Origin of the sequence: Qipengyuania profundimaris (assembly GCF_030717945.1) — a bacterium.
In the GTDB taxonomy this organism is placed as follows: domain Bacteria; phylum Pseudomonadota; class Alphaproteobacteria; order Sphingomonadales; family Sphingomonadaceae; genus Qipengyuania; species Qipengyuania profundimaris.
In genome coordinates, this window is the sequence record NZ_JAVAIM010000001.1 from 1,792,580 (window position 1) to 1,812,125 (window position 19,546).

Annotated in this window: 17 protein-coding genes and 1 tRNA gene; 16 read left to right on the forward strand and 2 right to left on the reverse strand. The window is 63.5% G+C overall.

The features are described from left to right. The first annotated feature begins 13 nt into the window (after positions 1–13). From Q9K02_RS08865 to Q9K02_RS08895, 7 genes are all read left to right on the forward strand, one after another. Entirely contained in the window at positions 14–1,633 is a 1,620-nt protein-coding gene (locus Q9K02_RS08865) for an MFS transporter (RefSeq protein ID WP_305932568.1), read from the forward strand. Then, the gene (gene alr, locus Q9K02_RS08870) at positions 1,626–2,660 is read left to right on the forward strand and encodes an alanine racemase (protein WP_305932569.1); all 1,035 of its coding nucleotides are present in this window, start codon (positions 1,626–1,628) and stop codon (positions 2,658–2,660) included. The genes Q9K02_RS08865 and alr overlap by 8 nt, the downstream gene beginning before the upstream one ends. Positions 2,661–2,739: 79 nt before the next feature. Next, the gene (phaR, locus tag Q9K02_RS08875) at positions 2,740–3,294 is read left to right on the forward strand and encodes a polyhydroxyalkanoate synthesis repressor PhaR (RefSeq protein WP_305932570.1); all 555 of its coding nucleotides are present in this window, start codon (positions 2,740–2,742) and stop codon (positions 3,292–3,294) included. A 48-nt stretch (positions 3,295–3,342) separates the two neighbouring features. Next, the gene (proS, locus tag Q9K02_RS08880) at positions 3,343–4,884 is read left to right on the forward strand and encodes a proline--tRNA ligase (RefSeq protein ID WP_305932571.1); all 1,542 of its coding nucleotides are present in this window, start codon (positions 3,343–3,345) and stop codon (positions 4,882–4,884) included. 37 nt (positions 4,885–4,921) lie between these two features. Next, positions 4,922–6,301, forward strand: a complete 1,380-nt coding sequence (locus Q9K02_RS08885; protein WP_305932572.1) for a M28 family peptidase — start codon at positions 4,922–4,924, stop codon at positions 6,299–6,301. Between the two features lie 12 nt (positions 6,302–6,313). Then, positions 6,314–8,644 (forward strand): ribonuclease R, encoded by a 2,331-nt coding sequence (gene rnr / locus Q9K02_RS08890; protein WP_305932573.1) that lies wholly within the window; start codon positions 6,314–6,316, stop codon positions 8,642–8,644. Between the two features lie 50 nt (positions 8,645–8,694). Then, entirely contained in the window at positions 8,695–9,216 is a 522-nt protein-coding gene (locus tag Q9K02_RS08895; RefSeq protein ID WP_305932574.1) for a peroxiredoxin-like family protein, read from the forward strand. 4 nt (positions 9,217–9,220) lie between these two features. Here the strand turns inward: Q9K02_RS08895 and Q9K02_RS08900 are convergent, their stop codons facing one another. Next, positions 9,221–9,673 (reverse strand): universal stress protein, encoded by a 453-nt coding sequence (locus Q9K02_RS08900; protein WP_305932575.1) that lies wholly within the window; start codon positions 9,671–9,673, stop codon positions 9,221–9,223. Between the two features lie 128 nt (positions 9,674–9,801). Between Q9K02_RS08900 and Q9K02_RS08905 the strand changes: the two genes are divergently transcribed. From Q9K02_RS08905 to Q9K02_RS08935, 7 genes are all read left to right on the forward strand, one after another. Next, a complete protein-coding gene (locus Q9K02_RS08905; RefSeq protein WP_305932576.1) occupies positions 9,802–11,142 on the forward strand; it encodes a pyruvate dehydrogenase complex dihydrolipoamide acetyltransferase in 1,341 nt (446 codons plus the stop codon). 410 nt (positions 11,143–11,552) lie between these two features. After that, on the forward strand, positions 11,553–11,939 hold the full coding sequence (locus Q9K02_RS08910) for an acyl-CoA thioesterase (protein WP_305932577.1): 387 nt from the start codon (positions 11,553–11,555) through the stop codon (positions 11,937–11,939). Between the two features lie 169 nt (positions 11,940–12,108). Beyond that, complete coding sequence (gene lpdA, locus Q9K02_RS08915) at positions 12,109–13,524, forward strand: dihydrolipoyl dehydrogenase (protein ID WP_305932578.1); 1,416 nt, start codon at positions 12,109–12,111, stop codon at positions 13,522–13,524. A gap of 22 nt (positions 13,525–13,546) precedes the next feature. Further along, positions 13,547–15,406, forward strand: a complete 1,860-nt coding sequence (locus Q9K02_RS08920) for a cation:proton antiporter domain-containing protein (RefSeq protein WP_305932579.1) — start codon at positions 13,547–13,549, stop codon at positions 15,404–15,406. Further along, positions 15,406–16,341 (forward strand): aminotransferase class IV, encoded by a 936-nt coding sequence (locus Q9K02_RS08925; protein ID WP_305932580.1) that lies wholly within the window; start codon positions 15,406–15,408, stop codon positions 16,339–16,341. Before Q9K02_RS08920 ends, Q9K02_RS08925 begins: the two co-directional genes overlap by 1 nt. Next, entirely contained in the window at positions 16,338–17,069 is a 732-nt protein-coding gene (locus tag Q9K02_RS08930; protein ID WP_305932581.1) for a sulfotransferase-like domain-containing protein, read from the forward strand. The genes Q9K02_RS08925 and Q9K02_RS08930 overlap by 4 nt, the downstream gene beginning before the upstream one ends. A gap of 51 nt (positions 17,070–17,120) precedes the next feature. Further along, positions 17,121–17,306 (forward strand): hypothetical protein, encoded by a 186-nt coding sequence (locus Q9K02_RS08935; RefSeq protein ID WP_305932582.1) that lies wholly within the window; start codon positions 17,121–17,123, stop codon positions 17,304–17,306. Between the two features lies 1 nt (position 17,307). Here Q9K02_RS08935 and Q9K02_RS08940 read toward each other — a convergent pair. After that, positions 17,308–17,397 (reverse strand) — tRNA-Ser (locus Q9K02_RS08940). Between the two features lie 121 nt (positions 17,398–17,518). On the opposite strand from Q9K02_RS08940, the gene Q9K02_RS08945 reads away from it, so the two are divergent. Together Q9K02_RS08945 and Q9K02_RS08950 are read left to right on the forward strand one after the other, a co-directional pair. Next, complete coding sequence (locus Q9K02_RS08945) at positions 17,519–18,541, forward strand: lytic murein transglycosylase (protein WP_305932583.1); 1,023 nt, start codon at positions 17,519–17,521, stop codon at positions 18,539–18,541. Beyond that, positions 18,525–19,520 (forward strand): SPOR domain-containing protein, encoded by a 996-nt coding sequence (locus Q9K02_RS08950; protein ID WP_305932584.1) that lies wholly within the window; start codon positions 18,525–18,527, stop codon positions 19,518–19,520. Before Q9K02_RS08945 ends, Q9K02_RS08950 begins: the two co-directional genes overlap by 17 nt. Positions 19,521–19,546 lie beyond the last annotated feature (26 nt).

The window sequence follows — 19,546 nt, forward strand, 5'->3', positions numbered from 1 at the left end:
TGGGGAGCGACGCATGTCCGGGGGCACAACCGCCTTGCAAAGGGAACCGACCGACAAGGAAATCCGTCTCGTGATCGCAGCGAGTTCGGCGGGGACCATCTTCGAGTGGTACGACTTTTTCATCTACGGTACTCTCGCTGCGCTGATCGGCGCGGCCTTCTTTCCCAGCGATAACGAGACCCTCGAAATCCTCCTCGTGTGGGCTGGCTTTGCCGTCGGCTTCGGTTTTCGGCCGCTTGGTGCCGTCCTGTTCGGCTTCCTCGGCGACCGGCTGGGACGCAAATACACATTCCTCGTGACCGTCACGCTGATGGGCGTGGCGACTGCCGGCGTGGGTCTGATCCCCAGCGCGGCAAGCATCGGGATCGTAGCGCCGATCATCGTGATTGGCCTGCGCATTCTGCAAGGCCTTGCGCTGGGCGGCGAGTATGGCGGCGCGGCGATCTACGTCGCCGAACATGCCCCGCCGGAAAAGCGCGGCTTCTACACGAGTTTCATCCAGGCCAGCGTGGTCGGCGGCTTCGTGCTTTCGATCATCGTGGTCATCGCGTGCCGCGCGTTCATCCCGGCAGACGATTTCGCGGCCTGGGGCTGGCGCATTCCGTTCCTGCTCTCGATCGTCCTCCTCGGCATTTCGCTCTGGATGCGATTGAAGCTGTCCGAAAGCCCGGTGTTCCAGGCGATGAAAGAAGCCGGCGAGACCTCCGCCAATCCGTTCAAGGAAAGCCTGACTTATCCCGGCAACGGCAAGCGCATTTTCGTGGCTCTGTTCGGCATTACCGGCGTCCTGACAACGATCTGGTACACAGCCTTTTTCTCCGGCCTGTCGTTCCTGCGCGGCCCGATGCGGGTCGAAGAGAATGTCGTCGAATGGATGCTGCTGATCGCCGGTTCGATATCGATGGCGTTCTACCTCGTGGTCGGCAAATGGTCCGACAGGGTGGGGCGCAAGAAACCGATCATCATCGGGGCAGCCCTTTCGTTGGTCCTGCTGTTCCCGGTGTTCTGGGGCATCGGCGCGCTCGCCAATCCGGGGTTGAATGCCAGCGCGAATGCCGCGCCGGTGGTGGTGACGGGCGAAGCATGCGACTACGATCCCTTCGCCGAAGTGCAGGCGAGCAGTTGCGGCCGGGTTTTGCAGGATCTCACGGCGCTAGGGGTGCCCTACGACATCGGCGCGGGCTCTGCCCAATCGGTCGCGATCGGGACGCAGCCCTATGAGTACGCCGAGGTCGGCGACAGCGATCGCCGGGCGACGATCCAAGGCTGGCTGGAAGAGCAGGGCTACAATTTCGAGCGGCAGACCCCGCCATTGACGAGCATCATCGGAATCATCGCACTTCTGCTGGTTCTCGGCATGCTGTCGGCCCTGACCTACGGCTCGGTCGCGGCGCTGCTGTGCGAGATGTTTCCGGCCAAGATCCGCTATAGTTCGATGTCCATCCCCTACCACATCGGCGCAGGCTATCTCGGCGGATTCCTGCCGCTGATCGCGGGCTATATCGTGGCCATGACGGGTAACGCCTATTCCGGCCTTTGGTATACGATTGCGGTCGTTGCCTTCGGCCTGCTGGTCGCATGGTGGGGCATTCCCGACGGCCCGCCGAAGGACTTCGAAGACGCGCATGGCTGACCGGCCTCCGCCCACCCTGCGGCTGCATATCGACAAGGATGCCCTCGCGCAGAACTGGCGCGCGCTCGACCGTCTTTCAGGTCCGGCGCGGGCAGGTGCGGCGGTGAAAGCGGATTGCTACGGTCTTGGCGCGAATACCTGCGTACCGGTCCTGCGCAACGCCGGATGCCGGGATTTCTTCGTGGCGCATTGGTCCGAGGTCCCCGCGGTTCTGGAACATGTACCTGCCGAGCAACTTTCGGTGCTGCACGGTGTCGGGTGCGCCGCAGAGGCGGAGTACGCGAGAGCCACCGGCGTGCGGCCGGTCATCGACAGCCTCCGCCAAGCGCAGATCTGGACCGAGGGCGGCGGCGGCCCGTGCCATCTGATGGTGGATACGGGCATCAATCGCCTCGGCATCTCGCTCGGCGAGGCAAGCGACCCTGCCATCCAGGCCTTGTCGGTCGAAGTCCTGATGAGCCATCTCGCCTGTGCCGATGAGGACAGCGACAAGAACACGGCCCAACTCGGCGCATTTCGCGAAGTCATGAACAAAGTTGCGCATCGTGAGACCAGCCTGGCCAACAGCGCAGGCGTGGCGCTCGGGAGCAAGTTCTCGTTCGATCTTACCCGGCCCGGCCTTGCGCTCTACGGAGGCGTACCTCGGCCGGAACTCGCCGATACCATCCGGCAGGTCGCCTTTCCGCAAGCGAGGATCATCCAGACCCGGCAGATCGAAGCGGGTGAAAGCGTCGGCTACAATGCGACCTTCACGGCTTCTTCGGCGATGCGTGTCGGAGTCGTGTCGTTAGGCTATGCCGACGGGATTCTGCGCAACTGGGGCGGGGCGCATTTCGAAGAGGGCGGCAAGCACCTTCCCATCCTCGGCAAGGTCTCGATGGATATGATCGTGCTGGACCTCACCGACGCTCCCGAGATCGGTGAGGGGGACTGGGTCTCGCTACCCTATCACCTGCCCGATGCTGCGCGGCAAACCTCTCTTTCCCAATATGAATTGCTGACCGTTCTGGGACACCGCTTCGGTTGACCTTTGCGTCATGTTGCGCTGCCGTTTTTGCACGTGCTAAGCCTTCCTCCGCACTGCACAATTCGGGGAGCATGCAAGGATGGCCAAACGTACCGCCGAGGGCGAGCCGATCATCATCAAGAAATACGCCAACCGGCGGCTCTACAACACCGACACCAGCAGCTACATCACGCTCGACGACCTGGCGAAGATGGTCCGCGAGAATGTCGATTTCCAGGTGCTCGACGCGAAGAGCGGGGACGACATCACCCACACCATCCTGACGCAGATTATCGTCGAGGAAGAAAGTCACGGCACGCAGATGCTGCCGGTCAGCTTCCTGCGCGACCTCATCAGCATGTACGGCAATTCCATGCAGTCGATGATGCCGAGCTATCTCGAAGCGAGCATGGCAAACTTCCGGAAGAACCGCGAACAGTTGCAGGCAGCCTTCGCCAAGGGCATCGAGGCCAACCCGCTCGCCAAGATGGCGGAAGCCAACTTCAAGATGATGCAGAACGCCGCAGAAGCCTTCATCCCAGGCACCCGCAAGACAGGCGCGAAGGAGGTTAAACCGGAGCAGACCGACGAACTCGCCCAGATGCGCGAGCAGATGGCGGCCATGCAGAAGAAGCTGGACGAACTGTCCAAATAGCGGCATCGGCCCGCGCGCCTTTACACCCATAGCTCCCGAGGAACGCCCGTGGCCCAGATCCGCCATGCCCTGAACACCAAGCGCGCCGACGATTTCGCAGCCTGGTATCAGGAAGTCATTTCCGCCGCCGAAATGGCCGAGGAATCCGGCGTTCGCGGATGCATGGTCATCCGCCCTTGGGGCTACGGCATCTGGGAGCGCATGCAGCGCCTGCTCGACGACCGGATCAAGGCGACCGGGCACGACAACGCCTATTTCCCGATCTTCATCCCGCTCTCGAATTTCGAACGCGAAGCGGAGCATGTCGAAGGCTTCGCCAAGGAGATGGCTGTCGTCACGCACCATCGCCTGATCGCAGGCAAGGACGGAGGACTGATTCCCGATCCCGAAGCCAAGCTGGAAGAGCCGCTGGTCGTGCGTCCGACGTCCGAAACCATCATCGGCGATGCCATGGCGCGCTGGGTGCAGAGCTGGCGTGACCTTCCGCTCAAGCTCAACCAGTGGGCCAATGTCGTGCGCTGGGAAATGCGCACCCGCATGTTCCTGCGCACCAGCGAATTCCTATGGCAGGAAGGCCACACGGCCCATGCCGACGAAGCCGAGGCGAAGGAACACACGCTGCGGATGCTCGAGGTCTATCGCGCCTTCGCCGACGAGGATCTGGCGCTGGCGGTGGTCGCGGGCGAAAAGCCCGAGAACGAGCGTTTCCCCGGTGCGGTCGAGACCTGGTCGATCGAGGCGATGATGCAGGACGGCAAGGCCCTGCAGGCCGGCACCAGCCACTATCTCGGGACCAATTTCTCGCAGGCCTCCGGCATCAAGTTCCAGAACAGGGAAGGCAGCGAGAGCCTTTGCCACACAACCAGCTGGGGCGTTTCGACCCGCATGGTCGGCGGCGTCATCATGACGCATGGCGATGACGACGGCCTTTGCTTGCCGCCGAAAATCGCACCGCAGCAGGTCGTCATCCTGCCGATGCTGCGCGACAAGCCTGAGGACGAAGCGCTAATCGACTATTGCGAGGCCCTGCGCGCAACGCTCGCCAGCCAGCATGTGCTGGGCGAGCCGCTGCGTGTCCTCCTCGACACCCGGCCCGGCAAGGCCGCGGCCAAGCGTTGGGACTACGTTCGCAAGGGCGCGCCGGTCATCATCGAGGTCGGCGGACGCGACATGGACAATGGCGTCGTGAGCCTGCTGCGCCGCGACCGCCTGTGGGACGCGGATAGCGGCAAGCCTGCTTTCCAGACGCCTACTCGCGAGGTCGCGGGCCAGACCGTTCCCGACATTCTCGCCGACATGCAGGCATCGCTGCTGACGGCGGCCGGCGAGCGGCGCGACGAGAACCTTACGCGCGGCGTGGCCGATTTCGCCCAGGTCGAGCAGCATTTCGCAGCGTCGAAATATCCCGGCTGGGTCGAGGTCCAGTGGTCCAAACCGACCGGAGAAGCGCTGGAAAAGGTGGTCGAGCGGCTCAAGGAGCATAAGCTGACGATCCGCAATGTGCCGATGGACGCCGCGCCGGTCGATGGCTCGTGCATCTTCACTGGCGAACCGGCTGTCGAGCGCGTCCTGCTGGCGAAGGCTTACTAGCTTGATTTGACGGCGGGTTTGGCCGAGAGCTTCGGTCATGAAAAAACTCGCCCTGTTCGCCGCCCTCTCCGCCACCACACCGCTCGCAGCGCAGGAGGCCGACCCGGCGCTGGAGGTATCCGAAGAACGCCTGCGCGCCGACATGGACACCATCGTCAGCTTCGGAACGCGGCATACCTTGTCCAGCCAGACCGATCCGGAACGCGGGATCGGAGCCGCGGTCGATTGGGCGCTCGACGAATTCCGCAGGATCGGGGCGAACTGCGGCAATTGCCTCGACGTGCAATCGGTCGAGCGTATCGTGGAAGCCGACGGACGGCGTATTCCCGAGCCGACGCTTGTCCGCAACGCGGTCGCCATCCAGCGCGGGACTGAGCGGCCGGACGAGATCATCATCGTGCAAGGCCATTACGACAGCCGCGTCACCGATCCGCTCAATGCTTCCGACGATGCACCCGGTGCTAACGACGATGGTTCGGGCAGCGTGATGATCCTCGAAGCTGCGCGCATCCTTTCGCAGCGCGAATATCCCTCGACGATCGTCTATGCACTTCTCACCGGGGAGGAACAGGGGCTGTACGGGGCGCAGATCCTAGCCGACTGGGTCGAGGCAGAGGGCCTGACCGTCAAGGCAGTGCTCAACAACGACATGATCGGCAATAGCTGCGGCTCCGATGGCGTGTGCGATGCGCAACACGTTCGCGTGTTCTCGGAAGGCCTGCGCGCGGATTCGACCGCACAACTGCGCGCACTCCAGCGTCGCTTCGGCGGCGAGAACGACAGCCCGGGCCGCAACCTGTCCCGCTGGCTGGCGGAACTGGCAGAAAAGCATCCCGACGGCATGCAGGTGCGGCAGATCTGGCGCACCGACCGGATGGGACGCGGCGGCGACCAGATACCCTTCCTCGACAAGGGCTACCCCGCCGTACGCATCACCGTGGCGGTCGAGGACTACGAGCACCAGCATCAGGACCTGCGCACGGAGGACGGCGTGACATATGGTGATACGGTCGAAGAGCTGGATTTCGATTACCTGACACGCGCATCGCAACTGAATGTGCGGGCGCTGCATGCGCTGGCCAATGCGCCGATGCCGCCGGAACCGGCGGCAGATGCTGCCGTGCGGGTGGATACAGAAATCAAATGGCTGCCGGTGCCAGGTGCAGGTACCTATGCAGTCGCGAAACGCCGGACCGATGAATCTTATTGGCGCGACGATGCGGCCACCGTTCCTCACACCGGGCCGGCGACCGCGCAGGACAATGCCGAAATAAGCTATACCGCCCCATTGCGCGGCGACGACTGGTTGTTCGGTGTCCGGGCCTGCGCATCCGGCAGTTATTGCTCGCCATATGCCAGCGCGGTTCCGGGCGGCGCTTTCGAACCTGTGGAGCAGCCAGAGGATGAAACCGAGTAAACCCATCCCCATATGGCGCGCATGACAAAACAGAACAAACATCGGAAGCCGAAAGGCCTGCCGAGCAACGAACAGATACTCGAATTCATCCAGACCTCCGAAACGCCTGCCGGCAAGCGGGAGATCGCCAAGGCATTCGGCCTCAAGGGACAGGAAAAGATCGCGCTGAAAAAGCGCCTCAAGGACATGGCGGAGGAAGGCCTGATCGACGGCAAGCGCACCGCCTATCACCGCATGGGTGGCGTGCCTAAGGTTACCGTGCTCAAGATCGTCGCCATCGAGGATGGTGAACCGGTCGCGGAGCCCGAAAACTGGGCGCCCGACAGCAAGGAAAAGCCGCCGCGCCTGATGGTCAAGGAAAGCAAGAAGATGGCTGCGCTCAAGCGCGGCGATCGCATTCTTGCGCGCAACGAGGAAACCGAACGCGGCTGGCGCGCGACGCCGATCAAGAAGCTGCCCGCCCGCACCGAAGGCCTGATGGGCGTGGTGGAGAAGGACGGCAGCGGCAATTACTGGCTCGCGCCTGTCGACAAGAAGGTGCGCGATTCCTCGCCCATCGGCGATGTCGGCGAAGCCGAGGTCGGCGAGCTCGTGCTGGCCGAGCGCATGGGCAAGTCCCCTCGCTCCAAGGTCAAGGTGGTCGAGGTCGTCGGCGATCCTCTGGCGCCCAAGGCCTTCAGTCTGATCGCCATCGCCAAGCATGGCATCCCGCATATCTTCCCGCGCGAAGTCATCGAAGAGGCTGAGCGCGCGGTCGATCTGCCACTCAGCGAGGATCACCGCGAGGACCTGCGCGATGTCCCCATCGTAGCCATCGACCCCGCGGACGCACGCGACCACGACGACGCCATCTGGGCCGAGCCCGACGGCAAGGGCGGCTACCGCGCTATCATCGCGATCGCCGACGTCAGCTATTACGTGCGCCCGGGCAGCCAGCTCGACCGCGAGGCGCGGAAGCGCGGCAATTCGGTCTATTTCCCCGACCGGGTCGTGCCCATGCTGCCGGAGGTGCTGAGCGCCGACGTCTGCAGCCTGAAGCAGGATGTCGATCGTGCGGCCATGGCCTGCCACATTCGCATTTCTCCCGAGGGCAAGGTCACCGATTGGCGCTTTACCCGTGCCATCGTGCGGCTGGCGAAGAACATCGCTTACGAGGATGCGCAGGCGGCCATCGATGCCGGCGATGCGCCGGACTACCTGCAGAACCTGTGGGGCGCATGGGAGCTGCTCTACAAGGCACGCGAGGCGCGCGACCCGCTCGACCTCGACTTGCCCGAGCGGCAGGTCAAGCTGAACGATGAGGGCGTAATCGAGGAGATCGCCGTGCGTGAACGGCTCGATGCGCACCGCGTGGTCGAGGACTTCATGATCGCCGCCAATGTCGCCGCGGCCAAGGCGCTGGAGGCGAAGAATGCGCCGGTCGTGTATCGCGTTCACGAGACGCCGAGCCGCGAGAAGCTGCTCGCGTTCAAGGAGTATCTCGCCAGCCAGGGCCGCAAGTTCGCCATGGGCCAGGTCATCACCCCGGGCCTGTTCAATCGCATGATGAAGGACATTTCCGATCCGGCGGAAAAGGCGCTGATCATGGAAGCGGTGCTGCGCAGCCAGACGCAGGCCTATTACGGTCCGGCCAATGCTGGGCACTTCGGCCTTGCGCTTGGCAGCTATGCGCATTTCACCTCGCCGATCCGCCGCTATGCCGACCTGCTGGTCCACCGTGCGCTGGTGGATGCCTACAAGCTCGAGCAGCCGAAGCCCAAGCTGGACCTGCCGGAAGGCTCGGGCCTGTCCGATCGCGACAAGACGGCGCTCAGCCAGATCACCGACGCCATCAGCCAGACCGAACGGCGCGCAATGGAAGCAGAGCGCGATACGATCGACCGCTATGTTGCCGCATGGCTCTCGGGCCGTGTCGGCGAGACCTTCGACACGCGGATTACCGGCGTCCAAGGCTTCGGCTTCTTCGCCACCATCGACAAGCTGGGCGGCGACGGGCTGGTCCCGGTCAGCACGCTGGGCCGCGAATATTTCACTTATGACGAGAAGGCTCAGAAGCTTGTCGGCGAGAAAAGCGGGACCGAGTATGCCGTCGGCGACCGGTTGAAGCTCAAGCTGGCCGAGGCCAATGCGCTGACCGGCGCGCTCAAGTTCGAAGTGCCCCACAGCGACGGGCAGGGTGTCGAAAGTCGCGGCAATCGCGCCGAGCCGAAGAAGCGCTCGCACCAGCGCAAGGGGGCTCCCAAGAACGGGTCCAAGAAAGGCAAGGGCACACCCCGCCAGAAGCACGATCAGGGCAAGCGGGGGCGGCCCGGCAACATCCGCCATCAGGGCCGCAAGAAGTAGCTTCGGAACGGGCCGGGGCAGGGGTCATTGATGCTCTAAAAGGAGACATCATGCCCCAGCTTATCCCCGGCCAGAAAGTGCCCGATCTCGACCTGCCGCTGACTATCGATGCACGCTTCGAACTGTCGAAGCAGGAGCCCGAGAACTACACCATGCTGGTGTTCTATCGCGGCAAGCATTGCCCCATTTGCAAGAAGTACCTGACCCAGCTCGGCGGGCGATTGTCCGATTTTACCGACAAGGGGATCAACGTGTTCTCGGTCAGCATGGACAGCCCCGAGCGTGCCGCCGTTGCGCATGAGGAGTGGGAGACCCACGACTTGCCGATCGCGCACTCGCTCACCGAGGAAAAGGCCCGCGAATGGGGCCTCTATATCAGCGAGAAACGCGACGGCAGCGAGGAGCCGGACAAATTCTCCGAACCCGGCCTGTTCCTGGTGAAGCCCGACGGGACGTTGCATCTGGCCGTGGTCCAGAGCGCGCCGTTTACGCGGCCCGATCTCGACGACCTGCTCGAAGGCCTGACCTATTCAATTGACGAAGGCTACCCCACACGCGGCACGCTGACCTGAGTGGTCAGGCCAGCGCGTCCAGCTCGTCTTTCGAGATGCCGCCGGGGATCAGGTAAAGGGGGCAGGGCAGATTTCCCGCCGTCGCCGCAAAGTGATTGACCAAAGGGCCGGAATTACCTTCCGCGCTGGTCGCGAGGACGAGCGCGGCGATATTGCCGTGCTCCTCGATATATTTGCGGATGACGTCGGCGGGTGGACCGGGGCGCACGGCGATGGTCGGCATCTTGCCCATCTCGCCGAAAATATTGCCCGCGGCGGAGTTGGCCATCACCTCCGCCCGGTCGCGCGCTTCCTGCTCGATCGTCGCCTGCACTCCGCCGAAGGCATTGAATGTCTGCTGCGGCACGAGCGCCAGTATGTGCACGGTCCCCCCGGTCTTGTAGGCGCGCAGGCTGGCGAAACGCAGCGCCCGCTTCGCCTCCTCGGTTTCGTCCATCACGACCAGATAGATACGCATCCAAAGTCCCCTCTCTCGCACGCGGGCCTATCTTGTAATTCGTATTCTGCGCAAGGACCTTGCTTGCCCGTGCCATTTTGGCCAGAGGTGCGGGCGAACTCTCTCCCCAGCGAGGACGTAACGTAAACATGCCCACGCCGATCAAGATGCCCGCCCTGTCGCCCACCATGGAGGAGGGCACGCTCGCCAAGTGGCTGGTGAAGCCGGGCGACAAGGTGGAAGCCGGCGACATCATGGCCGAGATCGAGACCGACAAGGCGACGATGGAATTCGAAGCCGTGGACGAAGGCACGATCGCCTCGATCGCGGTGGACGAGGGAAGCGAGGGTGTGAAGGTCGGCACCGTCATCGCGATGCTCGCGGAAGAGGGCGAAGATCTGGACGAGGCAGCCGCGGCTGCTCCGGAAGGGGATGAGGCTGCTGGAGAAGATGCCGCCGAGGAAACACCCGAGGCGAAGGCCGAACCCGCCAAGGCCACTCGCCGTGAAACTGCCGAGCCCGCCCGCACTCCGGTCGAAGTCGATACAAAAGCCCCCGCCGCGCCGAGAGACGACAGCGGAGAGCGCATCATCGCCTCGCCGCTTGCGCGCCGCATTGCCGAGCAGAAGGGCGTCGATCTCGCCAGCGTCACCGGCTCCGGCCCGCGCGGTCGCATCGTGAAGGCCGATGTCGAAGGCGCGGAAGGGGGCAAGGCTGCCGCTCCCGCCAAGCAAGACGCGACCGCCGAAATGGCCGAACCGCGCACACCCAGCAAGACGCCGGCCGAAAGCGAATACGGCGCGCCTTACGAGGAAGAAAAGCTCACCAATGTCCGCAAGGTCATCGCCCGCCGCCTGACCGAAAGCAAACAGCAGGTCCCGCATTACTACCTCGCCGTGGACGTGCGGCTGGATGCGATGCTCGACCTGCGGAAGCAGCTCAACGCCGGGCTGGAGGCAGACGGGGTCAAGCTGTCGGTCAACGATCTGCTGATCAAGGCGCTGGCCCGCGCTCTGATGCGCGTGCCGCAATGCAATGTCAGTTTCCAGGGCGACACGATCCATCGCTACAAGCGCGCCGACGTGTCGGTCGCCGTCGCCGCGCCGACCGGCCTCATCACCCCGATCATTACCGAAGCCGATACCAAGGGCCTCGCCGCGATCAGCACCTCGATGAAGGAGCTTGCGGAGAAAGCGCGCAAGGGGAAGCTGCAGCCGCATGAATACCAGGGCGGCACGGCCAGCCTGTCCAACCTCGGCATGTTCGGCATCAAGCAGTTCGACGCGGTCATCAACCCGCCGCAGGGCATGATCATGGCCGTTGGTGCAGGCGAGCAGCGCCCCTATGTGGTCGACGGCGCACTGCAGGTCGCGACCGTGATGACCGCCAGCGGCTCCTTCGACCACCGCGCTATCGACGGCGCCGACGGCGCGCAGCTGATGGAGGCGTTCAAGCAGCTGTGCGAGAACCCGATGGGGCTGGTGGTTTGACACGATGTCGGTGGGCAGACCTTTGGTCAAAGTGCTAACGAGCTACGGCGTGTCAGTCCTAATTGCTGCTCTAATCATTCTCTGGTGGGGTTCATTCCCCGGCGGAGTTCGGTCTCTTGATTGGGCGGCCGTAGAGCTGGGGCTCAAGGTTTCGGCAGTATTTTCCTTGCCTGTGTTTATACTAGCCGGCCTTCCTTACATGGCTTTCGGATATCGTAGCTGGGGCCGAAATCATCGTCTGCCATTCGTTCTGGTTGGCGGAGTGCTTGGAGCCTTGGGTGCAGCTAGTTTCGGCGCATTGCTCACGATGCCTCGTCCCTTTCCTCCAGTGTTGATTGCAATCGGCCTAGCCGCTGGTTTAGCGGCCTCATATTCTTGGGCATGGGTCTCGCATCGGTTGGAACCTAGAAATGTCTGACCGCTCCCCCCTCATCCGCATCACCGCGATGCCGACCGACCTCAACCCCTATGGCGGGGTGTTCGGCGGCTGGTTGATGAGCCAGATGGCGCTAGGCGCAGGATCGCTTGCGAGCCGGGAGGGGAAGGGCAAGGCGGTGGTCGTCTCGGCCACCGATTTCGCCTTCCCCGGCGCAATGGCCGTGGGCGACGAGCTGTCGGTCTATTGCGAGATCCTCGCCACCGGCAACACCTCGCTGACCATCGCCGCCGAAGCTCTCGCCCGCGAGCGCAATGGCGAAGCCGAGACCAAGGTGGCGAGCGGTACCTTCAAATTCGTGATGCTGGGCGACGACGACAAGCCGCGCCCCGTCCGGGCGGTCGGAGGCAAGTGGGCGTGAGCCTGTCCTACAGAGGGCCGTTCATGGCAGATGGAGGGCATGTTAGTCGCCCGCCCATGCTTGACCTCGACCGAAATCGCCCATTCGCGATCCCGAAGAATTTTCCCGCCTGGACTGTGTAACACCCGGTCCATGTCTGAGACGAAACGAGAGATACCAGAGACGAATCATGGCCGACACCCAATATGACGTTATCGTGCTCGGCAGCGGACCCGGCGGCTATGTCGCGGCGATCCGCTGCGCGCAGCTGGGGCTGAAGACCGCCATCGTCGAGCGCGAGTTGCTCGGCGGGATCTGCCTCAACTGGGGCTGTATCCCAACGAAAGCGCTGCTGCGTTCTGCCGAAATCAAGCACTTCATGGAACATGCGGGCGATTACGGCCTGAAGGTCGCGGGCAAGATCGAAGCCGACCTCGAAGCGGTAGTGAAGCGCAGCCGCGGCGTGGCCAAGCAGCTCAACCAGGGCGTCACCCACCTGATGAAGAAGAACAAGATCGCGGTGCATATGGGGGAGGGCACGCTGACCGGCCCGACCAGCCTGACCGTCAAGGGCGAGAAGGGGGAGGAGAAGCTCTCCGCCAAGCACGTGATCGTCGCCACCGGAGCCAGGGCGCGCGACCTGCCCTTCGCCAAGGCCGACGGCAAGCGCGTGTGGACCTACCGCACCGCCATGACCCCGCCGGAAATGCCAAAGAAGCTGCTGGTGATCGGCAGCGGCGCGATCGGGATCGAGTTTGCCAGCTTCTACAACGACATGGGCGCGGATGTGACCGTGGTCGAAATGCTCGACCGCATCGTGCCGGTGGAGGACAAGGACGTCTCCGCCTTCCTCGAGAAGAACCTGACCAAGCAGGGCATGACGATCATGACCGGTGCCGGTGTCGAGGACCTCAAGGTCTCGGATAAGGGTGTGAAGGCGAAGATCAAGGATGCCAAGGGCAAGGTCGGCGAGACCGAGTTCAGCCATTGCATCGTCGCCATCGGCATCGCGCCGAACACCGAAGCCATCGGCCTCGACAAGCTGGTCGAGATGGACCGCGGCTTCATCCAGATCGACGGCATGGGGCGCACCAAGTCGAAAGGCCTGTGGGCCATCGGCGACTGCACCCCCGGCCCCTGGCTGGCGCACAAGGCGAGCCACGAGGGCGTGACTGCCGCCGAAGCCATCGCGACCGAGCTGGGCGTGAAAGGCCTCCACCCGCACGCGCTCGACCGGGCCAACATCCCGGGCTGCACCTATTGCCACCCGCAGATCGCCAGCGTCGGCCTGACCGAGGAAAAGGCGAAGGAAGCGGGTCACGAGGTCAAGGCCGGCACCTTCCCCTTCATCGGCAATGGCAAGGCCATCGCGCTGGGCGAGGCGGAGGGCTTCTGCAAGACCGTGTTCGACGCCAAGACCGGCGAGCTGCTGGGAGCCCACATGGTCGGCGCCGAAGTGACCGAGATGATTCAGGGCTTCGTCGTCGGCAAGACGCTGGAGACCACAGAGGCGGAGCTGATGCAGACCGTCTTCCCGCATCCCACGATCAGCGAGAGCATGCACGAGAGCGTGCTCGCGAGCTACGGCAGAGCGTTGCACATCTGACCGGGCAAGATAGGGAAGGGCGATGACGAGTTTCCTGATCCTCGCCTTCCTGCTCCTCGTCGCGGGCGTTGTGGCCGTCCCGCTGGCGAGCCGCTTCGGCCTCGGCTCGGTGCTCGGCTACCTGCTGGCAGGCATGGCTATCAGCCCGCTGCTCGGCGCGCTGAATGTCGATGTGGAAGCATTGCAGGTCTTCGCCGAGTTCGGCGTGGTGATGATGCTCTTCATCATCGGCCTCGAGATGGAGCCGAAGCGCCTGTGGGAGATGCGCGGCAAGCTGGCCGGGCTGGGCGGCGGACAGGTGCTGCTGACGACCGCGGCGATCTTCGTGATCGGGCTGATCGCGGCGAACCCGTGGCAGACCGCACTGGCCATCGCGCTGATCCTTGCGCTGTCGTCCACGGCGATCATCGTCCAGACGCTGACCGAGAAGAATCTGCTGCGCAGCGAAGGCGGCGAAGCGAGCTTCTCGGTGCTGCTGGTGCAGGACGTGGCGGTGATCCCGATCCTGGCACTGCTGCCGCTGCTTGCGATGCCGGAGCTCTACAGCGCTGCCTCGGCGGGGCACGGAGGGGAGAGCGCTCATGGCGGCATCGACCTGACCGAGGCGATGCCCGTCTGGCTCGCGGGCCTCTCGCGCGTCGCCGCAGTCGCAGCCGTCGTCGCCATCGGTATCTACGCCATTCGCCCGCTGTTCCGCTACATCGCCGCAGCCAATTTGCGCGAGCTCTTCACTGCGGCAGCGCTGGTCGTAGTGATCGGCATCGCCCTGCTGATGTCGCTCGTCGGCCTCTCGCCGGCACTGGGGGCCTTCGTCGCCGGTGTCGTGCTCGCGACTAGCGAATACCGACACGAGCTCGAAAGCGATGTCGACCCGTTCAAGGGGCTGCTGCTAGGCCTCTTCTTCATCACCGTCGGTGCCGGGATAGACTTCGGGCTTGCGGCCGGAATGATCGGCGAAGTGGTGTTCTGGGCGGTGGTGGTCATCCTCGCCAAGATGGCGGTGCTGCTGCTGGTCGGCTACAGCTACGGACTGCGGCGGCAGGCGCTCTGGCTGTTCGCGCTCAGCCTGCCGCAAGCGGGCGAGTTCGCTTTCGTGCTGATCGCTTTTGCCGTCGGCAATGCCGTGTTCGACCAGGCGATGGCCGACCTGCTGCTGCTGGTCGTAGCCCTGACCATGCTGGTCACGCCGCTGCTGTTCATCCTCTACGACAAGGTCGTGGCGCGCGCCTACTGCACTGGCCAGCAGCCCGAGGCAGACACGATCGACGAGGAGAACCAGGTCATCATCGCAGGGCGCGGGCGGGTCGGCGGAATCGTCGACCGCATGCTGCAGGCCGCGGGCTACTCCACCACGGTCATCGACTACGATAGCAAGCATCTCGAGATGGTTCGCAAGTTCGGCTTCCGCAGCTATTTCGGCGATGCCACGCGCCCGGACCTGCTGGCCTCGGCCGGTATCGACAAAGCGAAGCTGTTGGTCGTCGCGCTCGACGAAAAGGAGCAGATCGACAAGTTAGTGAAATACGCCGTCGCCAACTTTCCGAAGCTGCATGTGACCGCGCGGGCGATCGACCGAAACCACGTCTACGAGCTGTGGGCCTATGGCTGTCGTGACATCATCCGCGAGACCTACGACAGTTCGCTGCGCATGGGGCGCTCGGCATTCGAGGCCCTGGGCATGGATCGCCAGCAAGCGCGCGCGGCGACCGATGCCTTCGAGGAAATGGACCGCAGCTCGATGCGTGAGGTCGCCGATCTCTACGACATGGACATCCCCTTCGAGCAGAACGAGCCGCTGATCGCCAAGGTCAAGGAATTGCGCAGCGAGTGGGATCCGATCCTGCGAGAGCAAATGGATGAAATCCTGAAGAGGGGCCACTGATGGACGCCGAAATTCGCGGAACACATCTCTACGTCGCCGACGAGCGCAACGAGAATGTGCTGATCGACATAAATGGCGAACACCACCGCCGTCCCGACGCCAAGATCAGCGTGTTCGACAGCGGCTTCATGCTGGGGGACGGGGTGTGGGAAGGCATTCGGCTGCATAATGGACGGCTCGCCTTCCTCGATCGCCATCTCGACCGGCTCTGGCGCGGCGCGAAGGCGATCCTCATGGATATCGGTATCACGCGCGAAGAGATGGAGCGCCGGCTCTACGCCGTGCTCGACGCGAACGGGATGGATGGGGAGGGCGTCCATATCCGGCTGATGGTTACGCGGGGCATCCGCTCCACGCCCTATCAGGACCCGCGCGTGGTGGTGACGCCCGCGACGATCGTCATGATCCCGGAATGGAAGCAACCCGCGCCGGAGACCGCGACGCGCGTGCTGACGCTCGCCACGGTCCATGTGCGCCGCGGCTATCCCGATGTGCAGGACCCCATGCTTAATTCGCACAGTAAGCTCAACTGCATCACCGCCTGCATCCAGGCCGCGCAGGCCGGGGCGGACGAGGGCCTGATGCTCGACCCGCAAGGCTTCGTTGCGACCTGCAATTCGACGCACTTCTTCATCGTACGCGATGGCGAGGTGTGGACCTCCAGCGGCGACTACTGCCTCGACGGGATCACGCGCGGCGTGGTGATCGAGATCGCCGGAGAGGCTGGTATGATGGTCCGAAAGCGCAACTTCTCACTGGCCCACGTCTATGGCGCTGAAGAGGCTTTCACGACCGGAACCTTCGCCGGTGTCGCCCCGGTGGGAACGATCGATGGTCGCGTGATCTCCACGCAGCGCGGCCCCGTCGTCGAGCGCCTCCAGCAGCTCTATCTCGACCGCTTGGCAAAGGATGTCGCGGCGAGGGATCGCCCATGACCATTCGCATCGCCATGTGGTCGGGACCGCGCAACATCTCGACCGCCATGATGCGCAGCTTCGGTGCGCGCGACGACTGTGCCGTTTCAGACGAACCTTTCTATGGCGCGTTTCTGAAGACCAGTGGAGAGGATCATCCGCTCGGGCGAGAAACGATCGAATCGATGGATTGCGACTGGCATTCGATCCTTAAGACACAATCCGGGCCTGCACCGGGCGGCGAACCGATCTGGTATCAGAAGCATATGCCGCATCACATGGTCGGCCCGGTCTCGATCGAAGACATGCACAGACATCGCCACGCCTTCCTCATCCGCGCACCCGAACGGGTCGTAGCGAGCTATCGCAAGAAGAACGAATTGCGCCGCGCCGAAATGCTTGGGTTCGCGCAGTTACGGCGCTATTTCGAGTTCGAGCGAGATCGCTCCGGCCAGGTTCCACCGGTCGTGGATTCGGACGACATCCTCGCAGATCCTGCTCGCGTACTCGAACGCCTGTGCGATGCTCTCGAGATCCCGTGGGACCCGGCTATGCTGTCGTGGGAAACCGGCCCTCACGCCGAAGACGGCGTCTGGGGTGCGCATTGGTACGACCACGTCAACGCATCGACCGGCTTCGGCCATCCCCCTGGCGAAATGCCGCAGCTGGACGGAGAATATGCCCGGGTCGCCGATGCCTGCCGCGACGACTACGAGGCGCTGTCACGCCACAAGCTCACGGCCGACTGAAGCGCTGCAACCCACTGTCTTCTCATGCGTTAAGGAGCAGAGGAGACAATCATGGAATATGAAATCGACGATCAGCCGCAAGGTGAGGAAGACGATCTGGAAGCGCAGCGCGATGGCGGTATCGTGGAAGATCACATTGCATTGAAAAACCAGTCGAGCATCGAGGCAGAGGACTACCCGGCCTCGCAACGCGCCGACCAGTCCCTGGTTCGCGGTCCTAAAAAGAAGGAAGAGTAGCTGGCGGACAGGGTGGGATTCGAACCCACGAAGGGCTTGCACCCTTGCCGGTTTTCAAGACCGGTGCATTCAACCGCTCTGCCACCTGTCCGCGAGCGAGGAGCTAGCTAGCGCCAAGCATGCGGCTTGTCACGACCGGCCAAGCGCGATTTCGCAAGGTGGCGCAGAATTCTGACACTTGCCATTCATCTCGCGTCTGCGAGAATTGGGACATGACATTGAAGAAACTCCTCGCCCTCACCGCCGCTTTTGCCCTTTCGCTACCCGCCACATCCGCAACAGCGCAGAGCGATTTGTCTTTCGACGCCTATATGCAATTGCTGATCGCCCGAGCGCGTGCTGAGGGAGTGTCCGAAAGCACGCTTCAGCGCATGACCGCCGGTCTCGAACCCAACCAGCGCGTAATCCAGCTCGACCAGTCGCAACCTGGCTCGCCCACCAGCAGTGGATACCCTCCGTTGGCCCCATACATTGCCACGCATGTCGACAGCGCGCGCATCAATGGCGGCCAGCGGGCCTATGCGAACTACCGCTCGCGCCTGCGCGCCATCGAGAGCGAATACGGAGTACCGGCAGAAATCCTTGTCGCGATCTGGGGGCACGAGACGGCGTATGGCGCCGTAAAGGGCGGTTTCGATCTCTCGCAAGCCCTCGCCACCCTGGCCTGGGAAGGGCGCAGGCGTGATCTGTTCGCCAGCGAGTGGGTCGCCCTCATGAAAGTGGCCGACAAGGGCTATTCGCGCAGCGATCTCAAGGGCAGCTGGGCCGGTGCCTTCGGCAATCCGCAATTCCTGCCCTCAGTCTATCTGCGGCTGGCGGCCGACGGTGATGGCGATGGGCGTGCCGACATCATGAACAACGGCACCGATGCCCTCGCATCGATCGCCAATTATTTCCGCGACTCCGGCTGGCGTACCGGGCAGCCTTGGGGTGTGCGCGCATCGGTGCCCAATGGCTTCAACGTCGATGCTTATCGCACGACCATCGATGCGCCTGTCTGTAACCGGGTGCACGAGCGGCACAGCGTGTACAAGACCGCTGCCGAATGGCGTGCGCTCGGCGTCCAGCCCCAACGCGCGCTTGCCCCTGACACGTTGGTTACGCTGTTCCAGCCCGACGGCCCGGGTACGCCTGCATGGCTCTTAACCTCAAATTATCGTGCGATCCTCGAATACAACTGCTCGAATTACTACGCCATGAGTGTGGGGCTGCTGGCAGATGAAATTGCGCGATAGGTTCGGAATTTTCTTTGCCGGGCTCGTGGCGGGCGCGGCAGCGATGCCTCTCGCAGCTCACGCCCAAGACGGAGAGGCGCTTACCGGGCCAGCAGCGGACTATCCCATCGTTTTGGGCGAACCGTATATGATCGACGGCGAGACATTCACGCCGGTCGACACCATGAACTACGACCGTGTCGGGTATGTCTCAGCCGATGAGGACGGTAGCGGCGGGGTGACCGGGGCACACAAGACCTTGCCTCTGCCGAGCTATGTCGAGGTGACTTCGCTGGAGACCGGTCGCACGATCCTCGTTCGCCTCGAACGGCGAGGCCCCATGACGACCGACCGTCTGCTCGCGCTGTCACCTGGCGCACTCGTACAGCTTGGTGCAAGTAACGGGACGCCGATACGGGTGCGCCGGGTCAATCCGCCGGAAGACCATCGCGCGATGCTGCGGCAGGGGGGGGGAGCACCGCTTCGCATGGACACGCCCGCCAGCCTGGTCGAGGTGCTCAAGCGCCGGCTGCCGGATGCCGGCTCCGCTTCGCTGCGCGATCCCCGGCAGGATTCGGTAAGTGGAAGGGAGCCGGATGCAGCCAGTATCGCGGCGATCGATCCGAGTGCGGACCTGGCTAAGCCTCCTCTGCAAAGCTTGCCGGTGGATGCGGAAGCAGACGTAAACAAAGCTGGCGAACAAGCGGATGCGGGCGAAAATCCAGAGCCGATGGCCCAATCCGCTGAGGATGAGAATGAGCCGGCGGATCCCGACCTTCCGAAAGTCGACGGCGGCCGGTTCGTTGTGCAACTTGGCGCGTTCTCGGTGCGCGACAATGCCGAGCGGCTCGCCGAAAAGGTCGAGGGCTTCATCATATCGAGCGGCTCGCTCAGCCTCGTTCGCATCGGGCCTTTCGCAAGTAGGGAAAAGGCCGCGCAAGCGCTCGCAAAGCTGCGGAGCGAAGGCTATAGAGACGCCCTGATCCAAACCGCAGAATAGCCGGTCGGCCCGAAACCGGCCTGCAG